The sequence below is a fragment of the Ensifer adhaerens genome, from assembly GCF_000697965.2.
GTDB lineage: Bacteria > Pseudomonadota > Alphaproteobacteria > Rhizobiales > Rhizobiaceae > Ensifer > Ensifer adhaerens.
In genome coordinates this window covers 21,113-38,806 of record NZ_CP015881.1, presented here as the reverse complement: position 1 = coordinate 38,806, position 17,694 = coordinate 21,113, and the positions used below count along the sequence as shown (strand labels likewise).

At 63.0% G+C, this 17,694-nt stretch carries 19 protein-coding genes and 1 pseudogene; 10 read left to right on the top strand and 10 right to left on the bottom strand.

The features are described from left to right. Positions 1–25 precede the first annotated feature (25 nt). Complete coding sequence (locus tag FA04_RS19965) at positions 26–994, bottom strand: TerC family protein (protein WP_210333184.1); 969 nt, start codon at positions 992–994, stop codon at positions 26–28. Positions 995–1,233: 239 nt separating this feature from the next. Here FA04_RS19965 and FA04_RS19960 point away from each other — a divergent pair, with 239 nt between their 5' ends. The 3 genes from FA04_RS19960 (at position 1,234) to FA04_RS19950 (ending at position 3,084) form a co-directional block, all read left to right on the top strand. Then, complete coding sequence (locus FA04_RS19960) at positions 1,234–1,653, top strand: GNAT family N-acetyltransferase (RefSeq protein ID WP_034787642.1); 420 nt, start codon at positions 1,234–1,236, stop codon at positions 1,651–1,653. A gap of 128 nt (positions 1,654–1,781) precedes the next feature. Further along, entirely contained in the window at positions 1,782–2,696 is a 915-nt protein-coding gene (gene yghU, locus FA04_RS19955) for a glutathione-dependent disulfide-bond oxidoreductase (protein WP_034787644.1), read from the top strand. A gap of 10 nt (positions 2,697–2,706) precedes the next feature. Further along, the gene (locus FA04_RS19950; protein ID WP_034787648.1) at positions 2,707–3,084 is read left to right on the top strand and encodes a hypothetical protein; all 378 of its coding nucleotides are present in this window, start codon (positions 2,707–2,709) and stop codon (positions 3,082–3,084) included. A gap of 75 nt (positions 3,085–3,159) precedes the next feature. On the opposite strand, the gene FA04_RS19945 is transcribed toward FA04_RS19950, so the two are convergent. Further along, positions 3,160–3,897, bottom strand: a complete 738-nt coding sequence (locus FA04_RS19945; RefSeq protein ID WP_034787650.1) for a glutathione S-transferase family protein — start codon at positions 3,895–3,897, stop codon at positions 3,160–3,162. Positions 3,898–4,094: 197 nt separating this feature from the next. After that, positions 4,095–4,859 carry an SDR family oxidoreductase gene (locus FA04_RS19940; RefSeq protein WP_034787952.1) on the bottom strand — a complete coding sequence of 255 codons (765 nt, stop codon included), beginning with the start codon at positions 4,857–4,859 and terminating at the stop codon, positions 4,095–4,097. A gap of 254 nt (positions 4,860–5,113) precedes the next feature. On the opposite strand from FA04_RS19940, the gene FA04_RS19935 reads away from it, so the two are divergent. Beyond that, entirely contained in the window at positions 5,114–5,587 is a 474-nt protein-coding gene (locus FA04_RS19935) for a VOC family protein (RefSeq protein ID WP_034787653.1), read from the top strand. A gap of 241 nt (positions 5,588–5,828) precedes the next feature. Here FA04_RS19935 and FA04_RS19930 read toward each other — a convergent pair whose 3' ends face one another. Then, positions 5,829–6,524: a type 1 glutamine amidotransferase domain-containing protein gene (locus FA04_RS19930; protein ID WP_034787656.1), complete on the bottom strand. Its 696-nt coding sequence runs from the start codon at positions 6,522–6,524 to the stop codon at positions 5,829–5,831. Positions 6,525–6,646: 122 nt separating this feature from the next. Here FA04_RS19930 and FA04_RS19925 point away from each other — a divergent pair, with 122 nt between their 5' ends. Further along, complete coding sequence (locus tag FA04_RS19925; RefSeq protein ID WP_034787658.1) at positions 6,647–7,540, top strand: LysR family transcriptional regulator; 894 nt, start codon at positions 6,647–6,649, stop codon at positions 7,538–7,540. A gap of 131 nt (positions 7,541–7,671) precedes the next feature. Next, positions 7,672–7,860, top strand: a pseudogene (locus FA04_RS19920) (helix-turn-helix domain-containing protein); the annotation flags it as partial. Positions 7,861–7,879: 19 nt separating this feature from the next. Here the strand turns inward: FA04_RS19920 and FA04_RS19915 are convergent. The 3 genes from FA04_RS19915 to FA04_RS19905 are packed head-to-tail and all read right to left on the bottom strand — an operon-like array spanning position 7,880 to position 8,868. Then, positions 7,880–8,095, bottom strand: a complete 216-nt coding sequence (locus tag FA04_RS19915) for a hypothetical protein (protein WP_034787664.1) — start codon at positions 8,093–8,095, stop codon at positions 7,880–7,882. Positions 8,096–8,137: 42 nt separating this feature from the next. Next, positions 8,138–8,548 (bottom strand): SRPBCC family protein, encoded by a 411-nt coding sequence (locus FA04_RS19910; protein WP_034787666.1) that lies wholly within the window; start codon positions 8,546–8,548, stop codon positions 8,138–8,140. After that, on the bottom strand, positions 8,545–8,868 hold the full coding sequence (locus FA04_RS19905; protein ID WP_034787670.1) for an ArsR/SmtB family transcription factor: 324 nt from the start codon (positions 8,866–8,868) through the stop codon (positions 8,545–8,547). The genes FA04_RS19910 and FA04_RS19905 overlap by 4 nt, the downstream gene beginning before the upstream one ends. Before the next feature lie 217 nt (positions 8,869–9,085). On the opposite strand from FA04_RS19905, the gene FA04_RS19900 reads away from it, so the two are divergent. Next, positions 9,086–9,664, top strand: a complete 579-nt coding sequence (locus tag FA04_RS19900) for a flavin reductase family protein (RefSeq protein ID WP_034787676.1) — start codon at positions 9,086–9,088, stop codon at positions 9,662–9,664. 168 nt (positions 9,665–9,832) lie between these two features. Here the strand turns inward: FA04_RS19900 and FA04_RS19895 are convergent, their stop codons facing one another. Both FA04_RS19895 and FA04_RS19890 read right to left on the bottom strand, forming a co-directional pair. Next, positions 9,833–10,369, bottom strand: coding sequence for an invasion associated locus B family protein (locus tag FA04_RS19895; RefSeq protein WP_034787678.1), 537 nt, complete (start codon positions 10,367–10,369; stop codon positions 9,833–9,835). Further along, a complete protein-coding gene (locus tag FA04_RS19890; protein WP_167550708.1) occupies positions 10,369–13,419 on the bottom strand; it encodes an autotransporter family protein in 3,051 nt (1,016 codons plus the stop codon). The genes FA04_RS19895 and FA04_RS19890 overlap by 1 nt, the downstream gene beginning before the upstream one ends. 256 nt (positions 13,420–13,675) lie before the next feature. Between FA04_RS19890 and FA04_RS19885 the strand changes: the two genes are divergently transcribed. From FA04_RS19885 to FA04_RS19875, 3 genes are all read left to right on the top strand, one after another. Beyond that, entirely contained in the window at positions 13,676–14,770 is a 1,095-nt protein-coding gene (locus FA04_RS19885) for a sensor histidine kinase (protein ID WP_051659108.1), read from the top strand. Positions 14,771–14,883: 113 nt separating this feature from the next. Then, positions 14,884–15,978: a sensor histidine kinase gene (locus tag FA04_RS19880; protein WP_082936531.1), complete on the top strand. Its 1,095-nt coding sequence runs from the start codon at positions 14,884–14,886 to the stop codon at positions 15,976–15,978. Beyond that, on the top strand, positions 15,975–16,778 hold the full coding sequence (locus FA04_RS19875) for a LytR/AlgR family response regulator transcription factor (protein WP_034787682.1): 804 nt from the start codon (positions 15,975–15,977) through the stop codon (positions 16,776–16,778). The genes FA04_RS19880 and FA04_RS19875 overlap by 4 nt, the downstream gene beginning before the upstream one ends. 10 nt (positions 16,779–16,788) lie before the next feature. Here the strand turns inward: FA04_RS19875 and FA04_RS19870 are convergent, their stop codons facing one another. Then, a complete protein-coding gene (locus FA04_RS19870; protein WP_034787688.1) occupies positions 16,789–17,682 on the bottom strand; it encodes a LysR family transcriptional regulator in 894 nt (297 codons plus the stop codon). Between the last annotated feature and the right edge of the window lie 12 nt (positions 17,683–17,694).

Genomic DNA, 17,694 nt, shown 5'->3' with positions numbered 1-17,694 from the left:
CGTCACGGTCGGATGAGCCCGGGCGTTATGCCGGCAGTTGCTCTTCCTTGGTCTTGACCAGGCTCCAGACAACACCCGAAGCGATGATCGCGAAGGTGACACCGAGCGACAGGGCCGCGGGGAACTTCTCTAGCCCCAGGAGATCGGCGACGAAGATCTTCGAACCGATGAAGATCAGGACGACGGCCAGCGCCGGCTTCAGGTAGCGGAAGCGATGGATCATGGCAGCGAGCGCGAAGTAGAGGGCGCGCAGGCCGAGGATAGCGAAGATGTTCGAGGTGTAGACGATGAACGGGTCCGTGGTGATCGCGAAGATCGCGGGAACCGAGTCGACGGCGAAGATCACGTCGGCCACCTCGACCATGACGAGCGCCATGAAAAGAGGCGTGATGAACCAGGTCATCTTGCCGGTCTTCGGGTTGACGAGCTTCACGAAGAAGCGCTCGCCGTGATGTTCCTCGGTGACGTTGAAACGGCTGCGCATGAAGCGCACGAGCGCGTTGTCCGAAACGTTGGGCTCGGCCTCCTTCATCACCAGCATCTTGATGCCGGTAAAGACCAGGAACGCAGCGAAAATATAGAGAACCCAGGAGAATTCGGCGACGAGCGTCGCGCCGACGCCGATCATGATCGCGCGCAGCACGATAACGCCAAGGATACCCCAGAAGAGCACGCGGTGCTGGTAGATGCGCGGGACGGCGAAGAAGGAGAAGATGAGGGCGATGACGAAGACGTTGTCGAGCGCCAGGGTCTTTTCGACGACGAAGCCGGTCATATAGGCAAGGCCGGACTCGGCACCGAGATACCACCAGACGAAGCCGCCGAAGCTCAGGCCGAGGGCGATATAGAAGGCGGAAAGCTTGACGCTTTCGGCAACGTTGATCTCCTTGTTCTCCTTATGGAGAATACCAAGGTCGAACGACAGGATAGCGATCACGAGGGCGAAAAAGCTCGCCCACAGCCACAGTGGCGTTCCCAGCCACACTACAGACATGAAGGAAAAGTCCACAGACGGGTCCCCAATCGGCACATGTTGTCGGAATAAGGTCCGACATCGCAAGAGTGCCGAAGCTCTCGCCAGAGGGGCCCGGACCAGCGGGTTAGGCGGCAGATAGGAGCTCGGTTTTCCGGTATCAAGGGAGGCCCATGATTTTTTTCAAGAACTCGGCCGCGCTTGCTGGCAGCCGAGCCCTGGTGGTCAAAATCGATCCCGGCAAACTCTGAGGTTGAACCGTGACGGTAGAGAATCCGACTGAAGTACCCGCGTTCGCCTGGCGCGGCGCATTTGAAAACAAGGAACTGAATACCCTGCACGCCGAATGCTTCGAGCACGCCTTGACCGATGACGACTGGTGGAGCCAGGTCAACCGCTTCAGCCTCGGCTGGGTCACCATGCGGATCTCGGGCGCACTGACAGGCTTCGTTAATGTCGCCTGGGACGGTGGCGTGCATGCTTTCCTGCTCGATACGATGGTGACGCTACCGTTGAGGCGTAAGGGTTACGCCACGCTGCTCGTCGAAGAGGCCGTAACGCACGCCAAGGCCTCGGGCTGCGAATGGCTGCATGTAGACTTCGACCCGCATCTGCGCGAATTCTACGTCGACCGGTGCGGTTTCGTGCCGACGGATGCCGGTCTCATCCAACTTCGATAAAAAAATTCTCCAGCGTCTGGCCTTTGAGCATGGTCGTCCTCGCAGCCAAGTCGATGTGGTGGCTTGATAAACTTCCTATATAAGCGAACACGACGTTCGAGGTTTCCGCCAAGACAAGGACAGATTTGATGACCGAAAAATCCCCCGCTGACAATTTCCCCGCCGGCTATGACGTTCCCAAGGTCTGGACCTGGGACAAGGGCAATGGCGGCGCGTTTGCCAGCATTAACCGTCCGACCGCCGGCGCGACGCGCGATCAGGATCTGCCCGTCGGCAAGCATCCGTTGCAGCTTTACTCGCTGGCGACGCCGAACGGCGTGAAAGTCACGATCATGCTCGAAGAGCTGCTGGCGGCCGGCCATAAGGACGCCGAATACGATGCCTGGCCGATCCGGATCGGAGACGGCGACCAGTTCGGTTCTGGCTTCGTCGACGTCAACCCGAACTCCAAGATCCCGGCGCTGATGGACCATGCGCCCAAGGGCGGCGGCGCGCCGGTGCGCGTGTTCGAATCGGCCTCGATCCTCACCTATCTCGCCGAGAAATTCGGCGCCTTCTTGCCGAGCGAGCTTCGCGCCCGCACAGAGACCTTGAACTGGCTGTTCTGGCAGATGGGCTCGGCACCGTTCCTCGGCGGCGGCTTCGGCCATTTCTATGCCTATGCGCCGATGAAGATCAAATACGCCATCGACCGCTACGCGATGGAGGTGAAGCGCCAGCTCGACGTGCTCGATCGCCATCTCGCGGAGAACCGCTTCCTCGCCGGCTCGGAATACACCATTGCCGACATGGCCACCTGGCCCTGGTATGGCAATCTGGCGCTCGGGCAGGTATATGGCGATGCCGGTACTTTCCTCGAGGTTCAGAGCTACGAGCACGTCCAGCGCTGGACGGCCGAGATCGCCGCCCGGCCGGCCGTCAAGCGTGGCCGCATGGTCAACCGCTTGAGCGGCAACCCGTCCGAACAATTGCATGAGCGTCACGACGCTTCCGACTTCGATACGAAGACTGAGGACAAGATCGTCGAGAAGCAGACCGCCTAAGGAGAATAGAATGGCCAAGCTGGCTGATATGACGAAACACCGGGGTTTTCCCTACGCCATGCCGGGCACGGGCATCCAGTTCGTCATCCGTCGGGCCAACCCCAAGGGAGCAACGCCGATCAAGGCGTTGCCCCGCCATGCCCGGCCCGGCTCGGGGGCGCACCGCATCGATGCGGCCTTCCTCCACGCCCTCTGGCATCATTTCGGCGCGGAACCATTCGAGCGCGGCAATCTCGATGCCGCCCGGCTGAACCTCCTGTTCGGACGCGAGGTGCTGCCGGTCGACAAGGATTTCGATCCCGTGTCCTACGAAGCATTGCTCGTCATCAACGAGAAGGTTGCCCGGCAAAGCTTCCCGGAATCGTTCGTCGACGTATTCGAGGTGTGATGTCGGCGGCGGCTGGCCGCTCCAACTGTTTGAGGTGGCGCACCGCCTGCCGGTGCGCCACCTCACTTTCTTAAATCACGCGCGGAGTGCGCCCGTCATCCGCAACACATCCTCGAGCGGGACGAGGCCCTTCATCGCACCGCTGCCGGTAACAGGCTCGCCATCCTCGATCGCCACTGCGAAGCGGAAGGCCGGATCGGCCTCGATGCGCTGGCGCAGCGCATGGATGCGCGGATAGTTGCGCGCATAGTCCTTCGGATCGATCGCCTCATGGAAATCGACCCAGCGGGCCACGCCGGCAAAGACCGCATCGGCAAGCGTCGGCCGGTCGCCGATGAGGTAATCGCTGTCGCCCATCATCGCTTCGAGCTGCTTGTGACGCTTGGCGACGAATTCGCGGCCGAAGGCGCGCAAGGTTTCGCGGTATTCCTCCGTGGCGCCTTCGGATTCCAGCGCCACCCACATCGAGAAGAACGCGCCGGTAAAGCCGGTGTTGAGGAAGGCGATGAACTGGTGCATGCGGTCCGCCTCGAAAGTGCCCGGGGCGAAGCTGATGCGACGCTCCTGATCGCGCCCCTCCAGCCATAAGGCGATCGCCATGGTCTCGGTCAGCACGTCGCCCTTGTCGGTCACGAGAGCGGGCGTTTCGACCCGACCGTTGAAGCGCTCATAGGCGTCGGTGCGCATTTCCCCGAGCATGTCGACGCGGGTGAGGCGATAGGGCTGGCCGAGCCATTCCAAGGCGGTGACCAGGCCGGCGGAACTTCCGAGTGGAAAGCCTGAGGTGAAGATCGGTTCAGAGACACTGTGCATGATGTCGTTTCTCCATTGTTGATGTCATGGATATATCGACGTGGACGGCGCCTCTGTAGTCGGCCTAAATTGGACTTATCGTCTGCATATGTGGACGATCGAGATTGAAGGATCTCGGCGAACGATGCCTGATTTTCGCCGAACGCCATTGGGGCGTTCGGCAATGTATCGGATCGGTCTCTGACAGGCCCCCGCCGCTAGGCGGAGCGAGCCGGAGACGGATAGAGGCCGCCTTCGTCGGCATCGACGGTGATCGACAAGGTTACATGCCGCGGCCGCGTCAGCGCGAACAGCACTGCCTCGGCGATGTCCCGGTTCGTCGCCGCCTCGCCCTTCCGTCGACTGCCGGCCGCCTCCCATGCGCCATCAAGCGGCGAGATGTCCTCAATGTATGGCGGGTGGACGACGATCGAACGGACGGGGGTACCTGCAAGCTTCTGGCGCAGGCCATCGGCCAGGGCGGCCTGCGCCCGCTTGGCAGCATAAAAGGGCACGGACACGGTCTGGAGTGCGGCATTAGGCAGGCCGCTGATCGAGCCGATCGTGACGATATCCGGCCGGGGCGAGTGAGCGAACAAAGGCAGCAGCCCCTGGGTGAACAGGAAGGTCCCGGTAACCGCCGCGTTGACGACGCCGAGCACCGCGTCATCAGGATGATCCTCGTCACTGTCCTCGAGCCACATGGCGCCGTTGTTCACGAGGATATCGATGCGTCCGTTCTCGGCCTTGATGCCCTCGACTGCCGCAGCCACGCTTTTCGCATCCGCAAGATCGAGCGCAACGGTTTGTACCCGTCGCCCGAAAGCACGGACAATCGGTTCGGCCACGTCCGTGAGCGCGCTCTGGCTGCGCCCGCACAACACGAGAGCGCAGCCCGCTTCGGCCAATGCATAGGCCAGGGCCGCTCCGAGGCCGCGACCAGCACCTGTTACCACCGCAACAGTTCCATTCAGTTGTATCATCCGCATCCCCTAGGAGCGCGCGAAGAGAAGCCTCGCGCGCGTATCGAGGCTGCACAATTAGGTATCAGCGGTTGAATTTCCAACGGGAAAGCGCCGGATGCGACGACCCGGCGCACATGCCTTCGACGCGCGTTCCGTCGGGCAAAGGCAAGTGCGGGAAGATTTCAGGGTGGAGAAACGGGGGCACCGACCTATCTCGCAGAGCAGGTGGCGAAGGAAACGGCCCCTCCGGCTTCAAAACGAAAGGACGCGTCATGGCCAAGAATACGATCTGCCTCTGGTACGACAAGGAGGCCGAGACAGCCGCTCGCTTCTACGCCGAGATCTTTCCCGATAGCCGGGTCAGTGCCGTGCACCGCGCGCCCGGCGACTTTCCGTCGGGCAAGGCGGGAGACGTGCTGACGGTGGAGTTTACGGTCGCCGGAATTCCCTGCCTCGGCCTCAACGGCGGGCCGATGTTCAAGCACAACGAGGCCTTTTCGTTCCAGGTCGCCACCGACGACCAGGAGGAGACCGACCGCTACTGGAACGCCATTGTCGGCAATGGCGGACAGGAGAGCGCCTGCGGCTGGTGTAAGGACAAATGGGGCATTTCCTGGCAGATCACGCCAAGGGTCCTGACCGATGCCCTGGCGGCCGGCGGCGGCGAAGCAAAGCGCGCCTTCGAAGCGATGATGACCATGGGCAAGATCGACGTCGCTGCGATCGAGGCGGCGCGGCGCGGCTGAAGCCTCCGCTCCGACGGAACTTTCCGGCCCGAGACGGCTTACCCAATGGTGTGCGGGCAGTGTCAACCGGACGCGACAGGGATGGTGAACATGGCGGTTTTTCCGGTTTCCCGCCATGGCCAACGCAATGGCAGTCGAGCGCCCCACCTGTCCGGTTCGCCTCACGCTGTCGGCGACGCATCGCCGGCAGCACGATCGGGACAGACTTGCCGAACCTTTCCAAGTGCCCGGCTACGCGGGATCAGGCACTCAGGATATCGCGAAGCGCCTCGCCGACCCCAGTCGCCGACTGCGGGTTCTGGCCGGTGATCAGCCTGCCATCGACAACCACCTTCGATGTCCAGTCCGCGGCCGGATGGTGCGTCGCACCGCGCTCGACAAGCGTGCTTGCGAGCAGGAACGGGACCGTCTTGTCGAGGCCGACGGCGCGCTCTTCGGAATCGGTGAAGGCGCTGACGTTGCGGCCAGCAACCAGATAGCGGCCGTCGGAAAGCTTGACGTTTACGAGGGCTGCCGGTCCGTGGCAGACCGCCGCGACAGCACCGCCGGCCTCGAACACCGAACGCGTCACCCGGTCGACGGCGCGGCTTTGTGGCAGGTCCCACATGGCGCCATGACCGCCGGCGAAGAAAATGGCCGCGTAGCGGGCGGGATCGATATCATCGAGCCGAACCGTCGTGCGGATTGCGGCACGGAACCCTTCGTCGTTCCAGTAGCGGACATTGGTCCCGTCATTGAGGTCGAGCCCGTCGACCGGCGGCTCGCCGCCCTTGATCGAAGCAAACTCGACGGCAATGCCGGCCGCCTCGAGCACGGCAAGCGGGTGGGTGACCTCTCCAAGATAGAAGCCGGTGGGTTGGCCGCCCTCCCCCTTAGTGCCATGGCTGGTGAGCACAAAGAGCACAGGCTTTTTCGGAACGGATGTCGTCTCTGGCATCATTTTCTCCTGGTTGAAGCGAGCCTGACATTGCGGCTCTCAATTGATGCTGCTTATTTATTGCTTCCATCTGCGGCGATAAATGCGCCGCGCAGGAAATGATCTGGTCTTCAGAGGCAAAAATGCGTCGCTTCGATCACCTCGCCGATGTCGAGGCTTTCATCACCGTCATGGACAAGGGGTCGATGACCGCAGGAGCCGTCGCGCTGGCCACGACGCCTTCCGTGCTGAGCCGCGCCATCACCAGGCTCGAGACGAAACTCGGCACGCAGCTGGTGCGGCGGACGACGCGGCGCATCAGCCTCACCGACGCCGGGCGGGTCTACCTCGATCAGGTGCGAGCAGCCTTCGAGACAATCGATCAGGCCGAACGCGCCATTCAAGGCGACGGCGTTGTTGCCGGACGCGTTCGGCTCAGTGCGCCCACGACCTATGGCCATTTCCAGCTGCCGGAAAAGCTGACCCGCTTCGCGACGAGGCATCCATCCGTCACCGTCGAGCTGTCGATTGCCAACCGCAATGTCGATCTGGTCGCCGAGGGCTACGACCTTGCCATACGCCTCGGCCAGCTCCCCGACAGCGGCATGATCGGCAGAAGGCTCGAAGATGCGCCGTTGAGGCTGGTCGCCTCGCCCGATTACGTCGCGCGGCGTGGCATGCCGCGTTCTGTCGACGAGCTCGCAGCACATACCTGCCTGCCCTTCATCATGCCGAGCAGCGGGCGTCCGGCCCCATGGCTGTTGCGCGTCGCCGGAGCCGACCTCGACTGGATACCCCATGGCCCGATCCAGGTGGAGGACGACGTGCTCGGCACCGTCTCGTTGACGGAGGCAGGCCTCGGGATCTGCCAAACCTATGATTTCATCGCGCGCGACCGCCTGGCGCGCGGCAGCCTGGTCGAGCTTCTGCCGGAATTCGGTGGCCGGTCGCGCCCCTTCTCCCTCATTTATCCGCCGCACAGAAACCTACCGGCTGCGACCCGAGCATTGATCGACTGCCTCGTGGAGCAGGCCTGAGGGAAGCGCTCGTCAGTTCGCGCCGTGGCCGTGGTGCCACCGCGCGCAATCAGCGGATCCGCAGTATGACAATCAGCAGCGATTTTGCGCCCTATCTGTTTCGCTGGTCGCTTATGCCCGATGTTGGGCCGATCGTAGAAGCACGTGTCGCGGCGGCCAGGCGCCTGCTCGAGCAGGGGCAGGACGCCCCCAAGCAGGTCGCCGCCCGCTGCGGCTTTGCCGATGCCGATACGCTCCGGCGCGCCTTCATGCGCCATGTCGGCGTCACGCCGGCCGAATATCGCAAGCGCTTTGCCAGCCCGGCTCTGTCCGCGGATTGAGCCGGGCTGGCGCTATTCCCTACTCCGCCGCCTGCATCCTGCCCTCGGGCTTGCCCAGATAGGGCAGCACGAAAAGGTAAATGCCGGTCGGTAGCAGCACCGCCAACGGCGGCAGGGGCAGGTAGTAGACCCATTCGGGGAGCGTCATTACTGGCATGCCGGCAAAGATCGCGGCAACGGCCAGGGAGAAGAGCAGCGACGTCCAGCGATGGATTTTCCGGATCAGGGCGGTCATTCTGGCACCTTGGGTTTGAGCAACGGTCGTCAATGGCTGCGATCAGTCGAGTTTCGCGACGACGTCTTCCAGCTGGGTGAAGAAGCGTGGCCATCCGACCGTCGCGCCCTGGAAATAGGCCTTTTGGTCGGCTCTGAAGCCGCGCTGTTCCATGCGCAGGCTCGTGCCGCCCCTGGCGGGCGCGAGCGTCCAGGTGACGACACTGGTCAAGTCCTTGGTGTCCCAGCGATAGGCGAGCGAGCGGTTCGCCTCGATCGTCTGAACCTCGCAATCGACCTGGCCCCAATCGGCGGAAAGGGTAAAGCGACGGCCGACTTCGGGAATGAAATCGTTGCGCATCAGCCATTCGGCAATCAGATGCGGCTGCGTCAGCGCGCGCCAGATCTTCTCCGGCGGATAGGGAAAGTCGCGTTCGACGACGACAGAGCGGGTGGTTTCCGTTGTTTCGATCATTGGTCCATTCTCTTCAGGAGATCATCGAGATCGTCGAAGCGGTCCTGCCAGAAGCCGGCCATCTCCGTCGTCCAGTCAACCAGCGTCGCGAGCGCTTCGCGCCGGGCGCTGTAATAGGTGTAGCGGCCCTCATGCCGGTCGTGCACGAGCCCTGCAGCCTTCAGGATCTTGAGATGCTTGGACACGACCGGCTGCGAAACCCCGGCATCGGCCAACAAGCCGACGACCGTGGTATCCCCCTGGCGGCAAAGGTGTTCGAAGAGCCCACGGCGTGTGGGATCGGCGAGCGCCCGAAAAACCGCGTCCTGTAACTCAGTCATATCTCATACCCGTTTGGCTATGAAATAACGTATAGCCAAACGGGTATGCGTTTGTCAAATGCTTATGTTTCGTCGGCCCGCATCCCTTTCAAGTGCCTTAGCCGCTGCCGTACCGCCCCTCCGGCACCGCGAAAGGTTGCGCTTGTTGGCGAAATGCAGCGCCCCTATAGAAGAGGCATGATCGGTCAATGTCCGCCAATGGCGGTGAGGTAGTCTGATGGTTTCGCATATTCGTGCCGTTCCTCTCGAAAAGGCATACCGGCTGCTGAACCATGGCCCGACAGTCCTGGTTTCCGCCCGCCATGGCGGCGTTCAGGATGTGATGGCGGCAGCCTGGGCCTGCGCGCTCGATTACGATCCGCCCAAGCTGACGGTCGTGCTCGACAGCGCCACCCGTACCCGCAGCCTCGCGGAGGAAGCGGGCGTGTTCGTCATCCAGGTGCCGACCGCCGCCCAGGCGCTGCTGACCCATGCGGTGGGCACCACGAGCCTTCACGACGATCCCGACAAACTTCGCAACGCCGGCGTCAAACTGTTCGACATGCCGGACTATGATCTTCCGCTTGTTACCGGTTGCTCCGCCTGGCTCGCCTGCCGGCTGATCAGCGAGCCGTCGATCGAGAGCCGCTACGACCTGTTCATCGGCGAAGTCTTCGCGGCCTGGGCCGACGATCGCGTGTTTCGCGACGGGCATTGGATGTTCGAGACGGCCGATCCGGCCTTGCGCAGCCTGCACTATGTGGCGGGCGGGCATTTCTACGCCATCGGCGATGCGATCGACGTGTCCTCCCGATAGGCCGAAAGCGCCCACCAACGGTGGCGCGTCCGGATGGCGACACTCGGTTCCCCCCATGGAGAAGACCCGGCCGCGCTCTTTCGCACGACCGGGCCCGCCCCGGGAGGCTACGCACCTTAAAAAAACCGGCCAAAAGCCTGGCGGTGAAGCGAAGGCCGTGACGTTGCCTCAGCTCTTTCCGGACAGGGCGATCACCCGGTCGAGTGCTGCAGCGAAGCCCTTGAGCGAGACAGCGAACGCCACGTCCTTTTGGCTGTCGCTGGCGAACGCGCCGATCTTCAATGCCGTGCCGCTACGAAGCAGCGCAACCGTCGCTTCGGTGAAGGTCAAAGGCACGATGCAGCCGAGCGGCAAGCAGGTGCGGAAGCGGGTCGGCTTGCCGCCGGTCGCGTCGTCGACGCCAAGCGTCACGCCCTTGTCCAGATAAAGACCGAAGGGGAGCGCGAGGCTCCCCTCAAGCCCGGCTTCGGCCGCCGTGCGAAGCTCGATCGTCAGGACATGCTGACCGCTCTTGTGGAACTGGCGCTGCGAGAGGAGGCAATGTTTCTTTCCCTCGATCTCGGCGCAGGCGACGCTCCAGTCCTCGTAGGTCTCCGAAAGCTGGGAGGGCGCCGCGGGTTTGCCGGCGGCGTCTTCGCCATGAAGCGGCGTGATGGCGACGAACGTCGCCATCAGCATTGTCGAGAGCCAGACGAACCTGCGCATCAGAAGCGCACATCGAGCTTGGCGTCGACCGCGTTCTGCGTCGTGCCGGAGCCGAACTGGCCGGTATAGGTGATGCCGAGGCTCGCATTGCCGGTCAGCGCGAAGTCGATGCCGGCTTCGATGATCGCCGCATCCTCGGCGATCGGCGTACCGGCGACCGAGAAGGCGCTGCCCGTGCCGAACGCCATCGACGAGAACGGGGTCGTATCGCCGAAGGCATGCTGCCAGCCGAGCATGCCGCGCAGCTTCGCTTCGGTCGTGCCGAGGCTGAGCGGAGCCGAAGCGCGAAGACCGAGCGTCGTGAAGGTCGTATCCGTCGTGTTGCTCCGGCTCGAAAGGGCCGCCGCACCACCGCGCTCGGTGAAGCCGTCGGTGTGCAGGCTGACATAGGCGAGGTTGGCGAACGGCTCGAGCGCGACACTCGGCAGGTCGATGCGGTAGCCGACTTCACCGAAGGCCTGGAAGGTACCGGCGTCATAATCGGCCTTCAACTGATCGCTGAAGCCCGGGAAGGCGACATTGCGCGACGTGTTGATCGAATGCCAGGTATAGGCAAGGCCCGAGCGCAGTGCGACGTCGCCCCACCGGCTGCCGCTATAGACACCAAGGTGGTAATTGTCGCTGTTGCCGCTCGCCGAGCGGCTGTCGACGTCGAAGTTGGTCCGGCTGTAGCCGGCCATGATACCGACGAGCGCATTGTCCGAGATAGCCGCATCGAAACCGGTAACGAAACCGCCGGTCGACTGATCGAGCGCACCGGCGTTGCCGTTGCCGTCGGTGTTGGTCCAGGACCCGAACACCTGTCCCCAGCCGACCATGGCCGGCGGCGCCACCGGGACAGAGTTGACCGCCGCGACTGCGCCTGTCGTGATCTTGTCCTCCGGACCGTAGGCCAGAACCGGGACGTTTGCAGCGCCGACGTCGCCGAAAGCATCGCGGATGCGGTCGTTCGCCGCGTGGCGCAACAGGCTGCTGTCGTTGATCAACGCGGTCTGGGCCGACGCATGGACTTCGCCGGAGAGCTGATCGAAGGCACGGCGTGCCCCGGCGCCGTCGAGCAGTGTCAATGCATTGTAGAGGCCGACCGACGGGCCGCTCTGGGCAAGAGTGTTCAGCGCCAGTGCCGTCTGCCGTTGGTTGCCGGTGGCAGCCTCGCCTTCGAAGACACCAGGCTTGGGCTCTCCGCCCGGCTCGCCCGGTTTCGGCTCTCCACCCGGCTCACCCGGCTTACCCGGCTCTTCGCCGCCCGGCTTGCCGCCGTTCTTGACCTTGATCGTCAGATCGACCTGCTTTTCCTTCTGGTCGAGCGAGATTTCGAGGAACGCCGATTTCGAAATCGCCTCGGCGAACTTGCCTTCGATCGCACGATCGGCGGTCAGGATCGTGTAGGTCTGACCGGTCTTGTAGCTGGTGTTGGCGTCGAGTGCCGTCACCTGGACATTGGTACCGGTTCCGATCTTGGCGATACCGGTGTTGTCGTTGGTGCCTATGCTCTTGACAACGATCCGGTCGGAGCGGCCGTCGCCGGCGATATCGGCCTCATAGATCGAGCCAGAGGCCATATCCAGCCGGCCCATGATCGTCAGCGTTCCGGTCGAATTGTTGCCGGGCGAGATGATCGCATTCTTGTCGATAAACGTGTCGCCGACCGTGCCGGAGCCGCCGAGCCTGCCGAAAGCGGTCGAGTTCGGATTGCGAATGCGGTTCAACTCGCCGAGCACATTCACTTCATTGGTATAGAAACGATCGCCCTCAACACGTCCCGTTTCGCCATCGACGATCAGGGTGCCGCCGCTCACTTCGAAGCGGGTCTCGCTGAAGTCCACGGGACCGTTGTCCGGGTCGTTGTCGATCGTGTCGATATTGCCCTTCAGGACCAGCTTGCCGCCGGAGACATTCACCTTGCCGTAGAACTTCGACAGGTCGCCGCCAACGATGGTCTCGCCGGAGAAGTTGGTGATCGTGCCCTTGCCGACCATCGTGTTGGCGAACTCGTAGCCCGTGTTCGTATGGTTGAAGTTGACGTAGCCCTTGCGCGGTCCGAAATCGATTTTCGCCGAGGAATTGACCGTGCCTGCCGCCTGCGCCTGTTCGGCGATCGGTTCAGCGATGTTGTTGAGATTGACCTTGCCGCCAATCGTCAGGTTGCCCATGCCCTCGTTGTTGATGCCGCCGACGGCGGAGAGCACGATGTCACCGCCAACCGAGAGCTTGCCGCCGTTGGCGATCGAAAGGTTCGCCCGACCAGCCTCGCCGATCAGCAACCTGTCGGCGACCTTGAGTTCGCTGCCGGCGCCGTCGATAACGGCCTGGATGGTGTCGGTGCTCTCGTCCTCACGCAGGATCGCGGTGTTGGTGGAAACGACAGCGCCCTTTTCGACGGTAAAGCTGTCGCCGATCGTGAATTCACCGGTGTTGACCCAGCGCGTATTGTCGCCGGTGACGAGCACCGTGCCGTTTTCGAAGTAGGTCTTGTTGGTGTTGACGAGGCCGCCGTCCTCGATCCGAACTGTAGCGGTGTTGAGCGTCAGTGCACCGTAAGCGACCCCCAGGAACTCGGTGTTTAGCATGGAACCCGCGCCGCGCACCACGAGCGTTCCGTCGCCCTCCTGCAGGGCGCCGACATAGGTCTCCTTAGCCGAAACCTTGCCGCCGTTCTCGACGATCAGCGTGCCCTTGCCGCCATAGATACCGCCTTCGAAGCCGCCAACAAAGAGCATGCGGTCGCCGTTGGGATTGGCATCGACGATGTCCCAGGTCGAGCCCGGCCCGGAGACGACGACCGTGCCGACGCTGCCGCGACTGTCTGCGATGTAACCATCGGTACTCTCAACCTTGGCACCATTGTTGATCGTCAGTGTCGCGCCGCCCGGCCCGCCGCGGATAACGAGATTGCCGTTGATCGTATGGTCGCTGGACCACGTTGTGTCGTTTGGAACCAGCAATCCGGCCGCCTTTGCCGGCGACGGCACGAGTGGCACGGCGGCCAGAGCCAGTGAGAGCAGTCCGGCGCGACCGAGCGCCGTCGAACTCAGAAGGTTGATCCTCAAAACGTCCGCCTTCGCACAGGTATTCAATGTCTGCCCCTTTTCCTTTTCATTCGTGGGCGCACAAATCCCAGGCGAACGGATTCGCCGGGAAAGCACGGGTCATGGGGCGGCTATAGCAAGCCCGCAAAAAGCGAGAATTCGGCTTTCTGCAAACGGCAGATTGCGGCGTCGAAGGGCTGTGGGTTTCTGCAAACGGCTTGTTTTCGGCGACGAACTGCGGTCGACAACCATATGGACTTGAAGGATAAAACCTCGCATGGCGCGAGGACATGAGACGGTTTTGCCTGACGAGGCTGGATATGCCGCAAGCGTTCGGCGGGCGACGCTCTTCCTCGGGCTCCTCTACCAGTTCATGCAGTTCGTCATCAGCAGTACGCTCTGGGCTTTCCTTGGATATAACCCGATTGCGATCGCGCCGATCACCCTGATCCTGATGCTGAACGGGACACTCATGTCCTATGCGATGGCAGTGGCACTCTTTCGCTTCCGGGGCAGGTCCATCCTCTTCAAGCTTCTGCTCGGCTCCGCCCTGGCGCTCGTCGCCGCAGCGATCAATGCCAGCATCGATCTCCTCAGTCACGGCCTGATCGAGCATGGCGATCCGGGCCCAATCAACTGGACCAATGTCGGCTACACCCTCATCTATTGCATGGCGCTGTTTCACGGATGGGCGTTTCTCTACATCGCCCTTCTCGCCAATTCCGAACTGCGCGAGCGGGAACGCCGGCTTGCCGTGACACGGGAGGAAGCGCTGACGGCGCAGATGCGGGCGCTGCGCTACCAGGTCAATCCGCACTTCCTGTTCAACACCTTGAACTCGATTGCCGGGCTGATCGAAGAGGGCGCATCGACGACCGCCCGCCGCATGGTGCTCTCGCTCTCCTCCTTCCTGCGCACGACACTCGAGCTGGATCCGATGCAGGACGTTTGCCTTGCCGACGAGCTGGCCTTGCAGCTCGGCTATCTCAACATCGAGGGCGAACGCTTCTCCGACCGCATGCGGGTCAAGCTCGAGATTGCACCGGGCCTGGAGCAGGCGCTGGTCCCGAGCCTCATCCTTCAGCCATTGATCGAAAATGCGGCCAAGCACGGCGTGGGCGGTTCGATCGGCGTGGTCGAGATCGTGATCCGGGCGGCAAGGCAAGGCGAGACGCTGGAGCTTTCCGTAGAAAACGACATGGCGAACGAGCCGCCGCGCCCGGCGAACAAACCTGCCGGGACCGGCACCGGACTGAGGAATGTCGCCGACCGCATCAAGGCCCGGTTCCCCGAGGTCGGAGCCTTCATATCCGGCCTCGTGGCACCGTACCGTTTTCGGGCAGCGATCACCATGCCGCTGCGGCTGGTCTGATCGCCGCTCTCCGGCCAACGACGGCCGGTAGTCGAAAGTCCGGGCCTTTCTGCAAACCGCTCGATTTGGCCGACGAACGGCAATCGACATCGGCGGCCGGTTGAAGGATAAAAATGGCCATGAAACCTGAGGACGACGCAAGATCGGTGGACGAGAGCGCTTACATCGCCAGCGTGCGGCGCGCGACGCTCTGGCTCGGTTTACTCTACTGGTTCGTGGAATTCCTGATCAGCAGCATTCTTTGGGCGATCCTCGGGATCGACCCGATCATGTCCGCGCCAGGCAAGCTCCTGTTGATGTCCTGCGGCATGGTCTTTTCCTATGGCATCGCCGCTGCGATGTTCGGCGTCCGCCATCAACACATCGCGCTGAAGATCGTCGTCGGCTTTACGACCGCTCTGATGGCTGCGATCGCCAATACCGGCGTCGACTTTCTTCTCTATCTTTTCATCGTGCGTCCCGACCCGATCACGCCCGATTGGACCAGCATCGGCTACACGCTGGTCTACAGCATGGCGACCTTCGTCGGCTGGTCCTTCTTCTTCGTGGCATTGCTCTACAGCTTCGAACTGCGCGAGCGCGAGCGACGCCTGGCGATCACGCGCGAGGAGGCACTCGCCGCACAGATGCGAGCGCTGCGCTACCAGGTCAACCCGCATTTCCTGTTCAACACACTGAACTCCATCACCGGCCTGATCGAGGAGGGGCAGTCCCTTGCCGCGACGCGCATGGTGATGTCGCTGTCCAACTTTCTGCGCACGACGCTGGAGCTTGACCCGCTGCACGACGTGCGGCTTGCCGACGAACTCGCGCTCCAGGCCCGTTACCTGCATATCGAGGGCGAGCGCTATTGCGACCGCATGAGGCTCCGAATGGACATCGACACCGGTCTCGAGGAGGCCTTGGTGCCAAGCCTCATCCTGCAGCCGCTGATCGAAAATGCCGTCAAGCACGGGGTCAGCCGCTCGCCGGATCAGGTGGAAATCGTCATCAGCGCCGCCAAAGTGGGCCATGCGCTGGAAATCTCCGTCGAAAACGACATTGCGGCAGCACCCGAAACCGAGCGGAGGCCGGGCACGGGGATCGGCCTCAAGAATGTAGCCGATCGCGTCCAGGCTCGTTTTCCCGGCGTCGGCGCCTGCGTTTCGGGTCTCGTCACGCCCGGTCGTTTCAGAGCTGCAATCACAATGCCGCTGAGGCTTGCATGAATGAAATCCAGACTGTTCCGCTTTCGATCCTCGTCATCGACGACGAGCCGCTGGCGCGGCGGCGCCTTCTGCGCCTGCTCGGCGCCATGCCCGCCGTTGAGGTGGTGGGAACGGCCGGCAACGTGCAGCAAGCCTGCTCCATGGTTGCCGAGCTTTCGCCGGACGCGATCCTGCTCGACATCCAGATGCCGGGCGGCACCGGCTTCGATGTCCTGGAACGGCTGGGCGACCACGCACCCGCAGTCGTTTTCGTGACCGCCTTCGACCACTATGCGCTGCGCGCCTTCGAAGCCGCCGCGGTCGACTATGTCACCAAGCCGATCGAATCCAGCCGCCTGCGCACCGCGATCGAGCGAGCCCGCCTCGCAATCGCCGCACGCACGAGCGCCGAGCGGGTGCTCGAACTCAACGAAACCGTGACGGCGCTGCGCCAGGCGCTGCGCAAGCACGAAACCCAGACCGGCGACCTTTGGATCAAGGCCCGGGGAGAATTCGTGCGGATCGCGCTCGACCGGGTCGTGCGCTTTCAGGCGGAACGCGACTATGTCCGCATTCACGTCGAGGGCCGGTCCTATCTGCACCACGAAAGCCTCGCCTCGCTCGAGCGTCGCCTCGATCCCGCAGAATTCCTCAGGCTGCATCGCAGCTCGATCGTGCGCCGGGACTGTATCGTGGGGCTGAAGCAGGCCCCCTTCGCCGCGCTCATCGCCCTTCTCTCCGACGGCAGCGAGATCCGCGTCGGCCGAACCTACGCCCGACACATCCGCCCGACGACCGGCGAACGCAGCCAGCCGGACTAGCCGCCGCCCACTATCGCAGGACCGCGCGCAGCCGCGGGGCGGCGAAGTCGACGAAGGCCCGGAGCTTCATCGGCACCAGCCCCTGCGGAAGATAGACGAGCTGGACCGGCAGCGCCGGGTGCTCAAAGTCTTCCAGCAGCGGCACGAGCAGGCCGTCCGCCACTTGGCGCGCCACCTGATAGGAAAGCACCCGCGTCAATCCAAGACCGGATATCGCCGCGTCGACGGCGGATTCCGCCGTATTGACGATAAGCCGCGACCGGATCGGCGCGGCCAGCTCGCGCCCGCCGTCGAGGAAACGCCAGACATGGGCGGCCGTGACGTTTTCGAAGGTGATGCAATCGTGATCGGCAAGTTCGCTCGGGTGCCGGAGCACGCCATGCCGCGCGACATAATCGGGGCTTGCATAGACCACCCGGCGCACCGTGCCGATCTTCGTCGCCACGAGATTGCTGTCGGGCAGGTTGCCGATCCTCAGCGCCACGTCGATGTGATCGTCGACGAGATTGGCGAACCGGTCGCCCAAGGCGAGCCGCATATCGACCTCGGGATGGGCCTTGAGGAAATCGACCACGACGGGAAGCACATGCAGGCGTCCGAAGACGATGGGCGCAGAGACCGTCAGATCGCCCTTGATCGTGCTGTATTCGCCGGCTGCCACCCGTTCCGCCTCTTCGACGCGGGCAAGGATCTCCTTGGCAGCCTCGACATAGACGCGGCCCGCCTCGGTCAACTGGATCCTGCGGTTGGTCCTGGTGATGAGTTGCGCGCCCAGATGCGTTTCAAGCTCGGAAACCTTCCGGCTGATCGTGGCCAACGGCACCTTGAGGTGCCGGGAGGCTGCCGACAGGCTGCCGTTTTCGATGACGGCGATCAGAACCCCCATGGCGTCGAGACGGTCCACTTTTATCCTTCC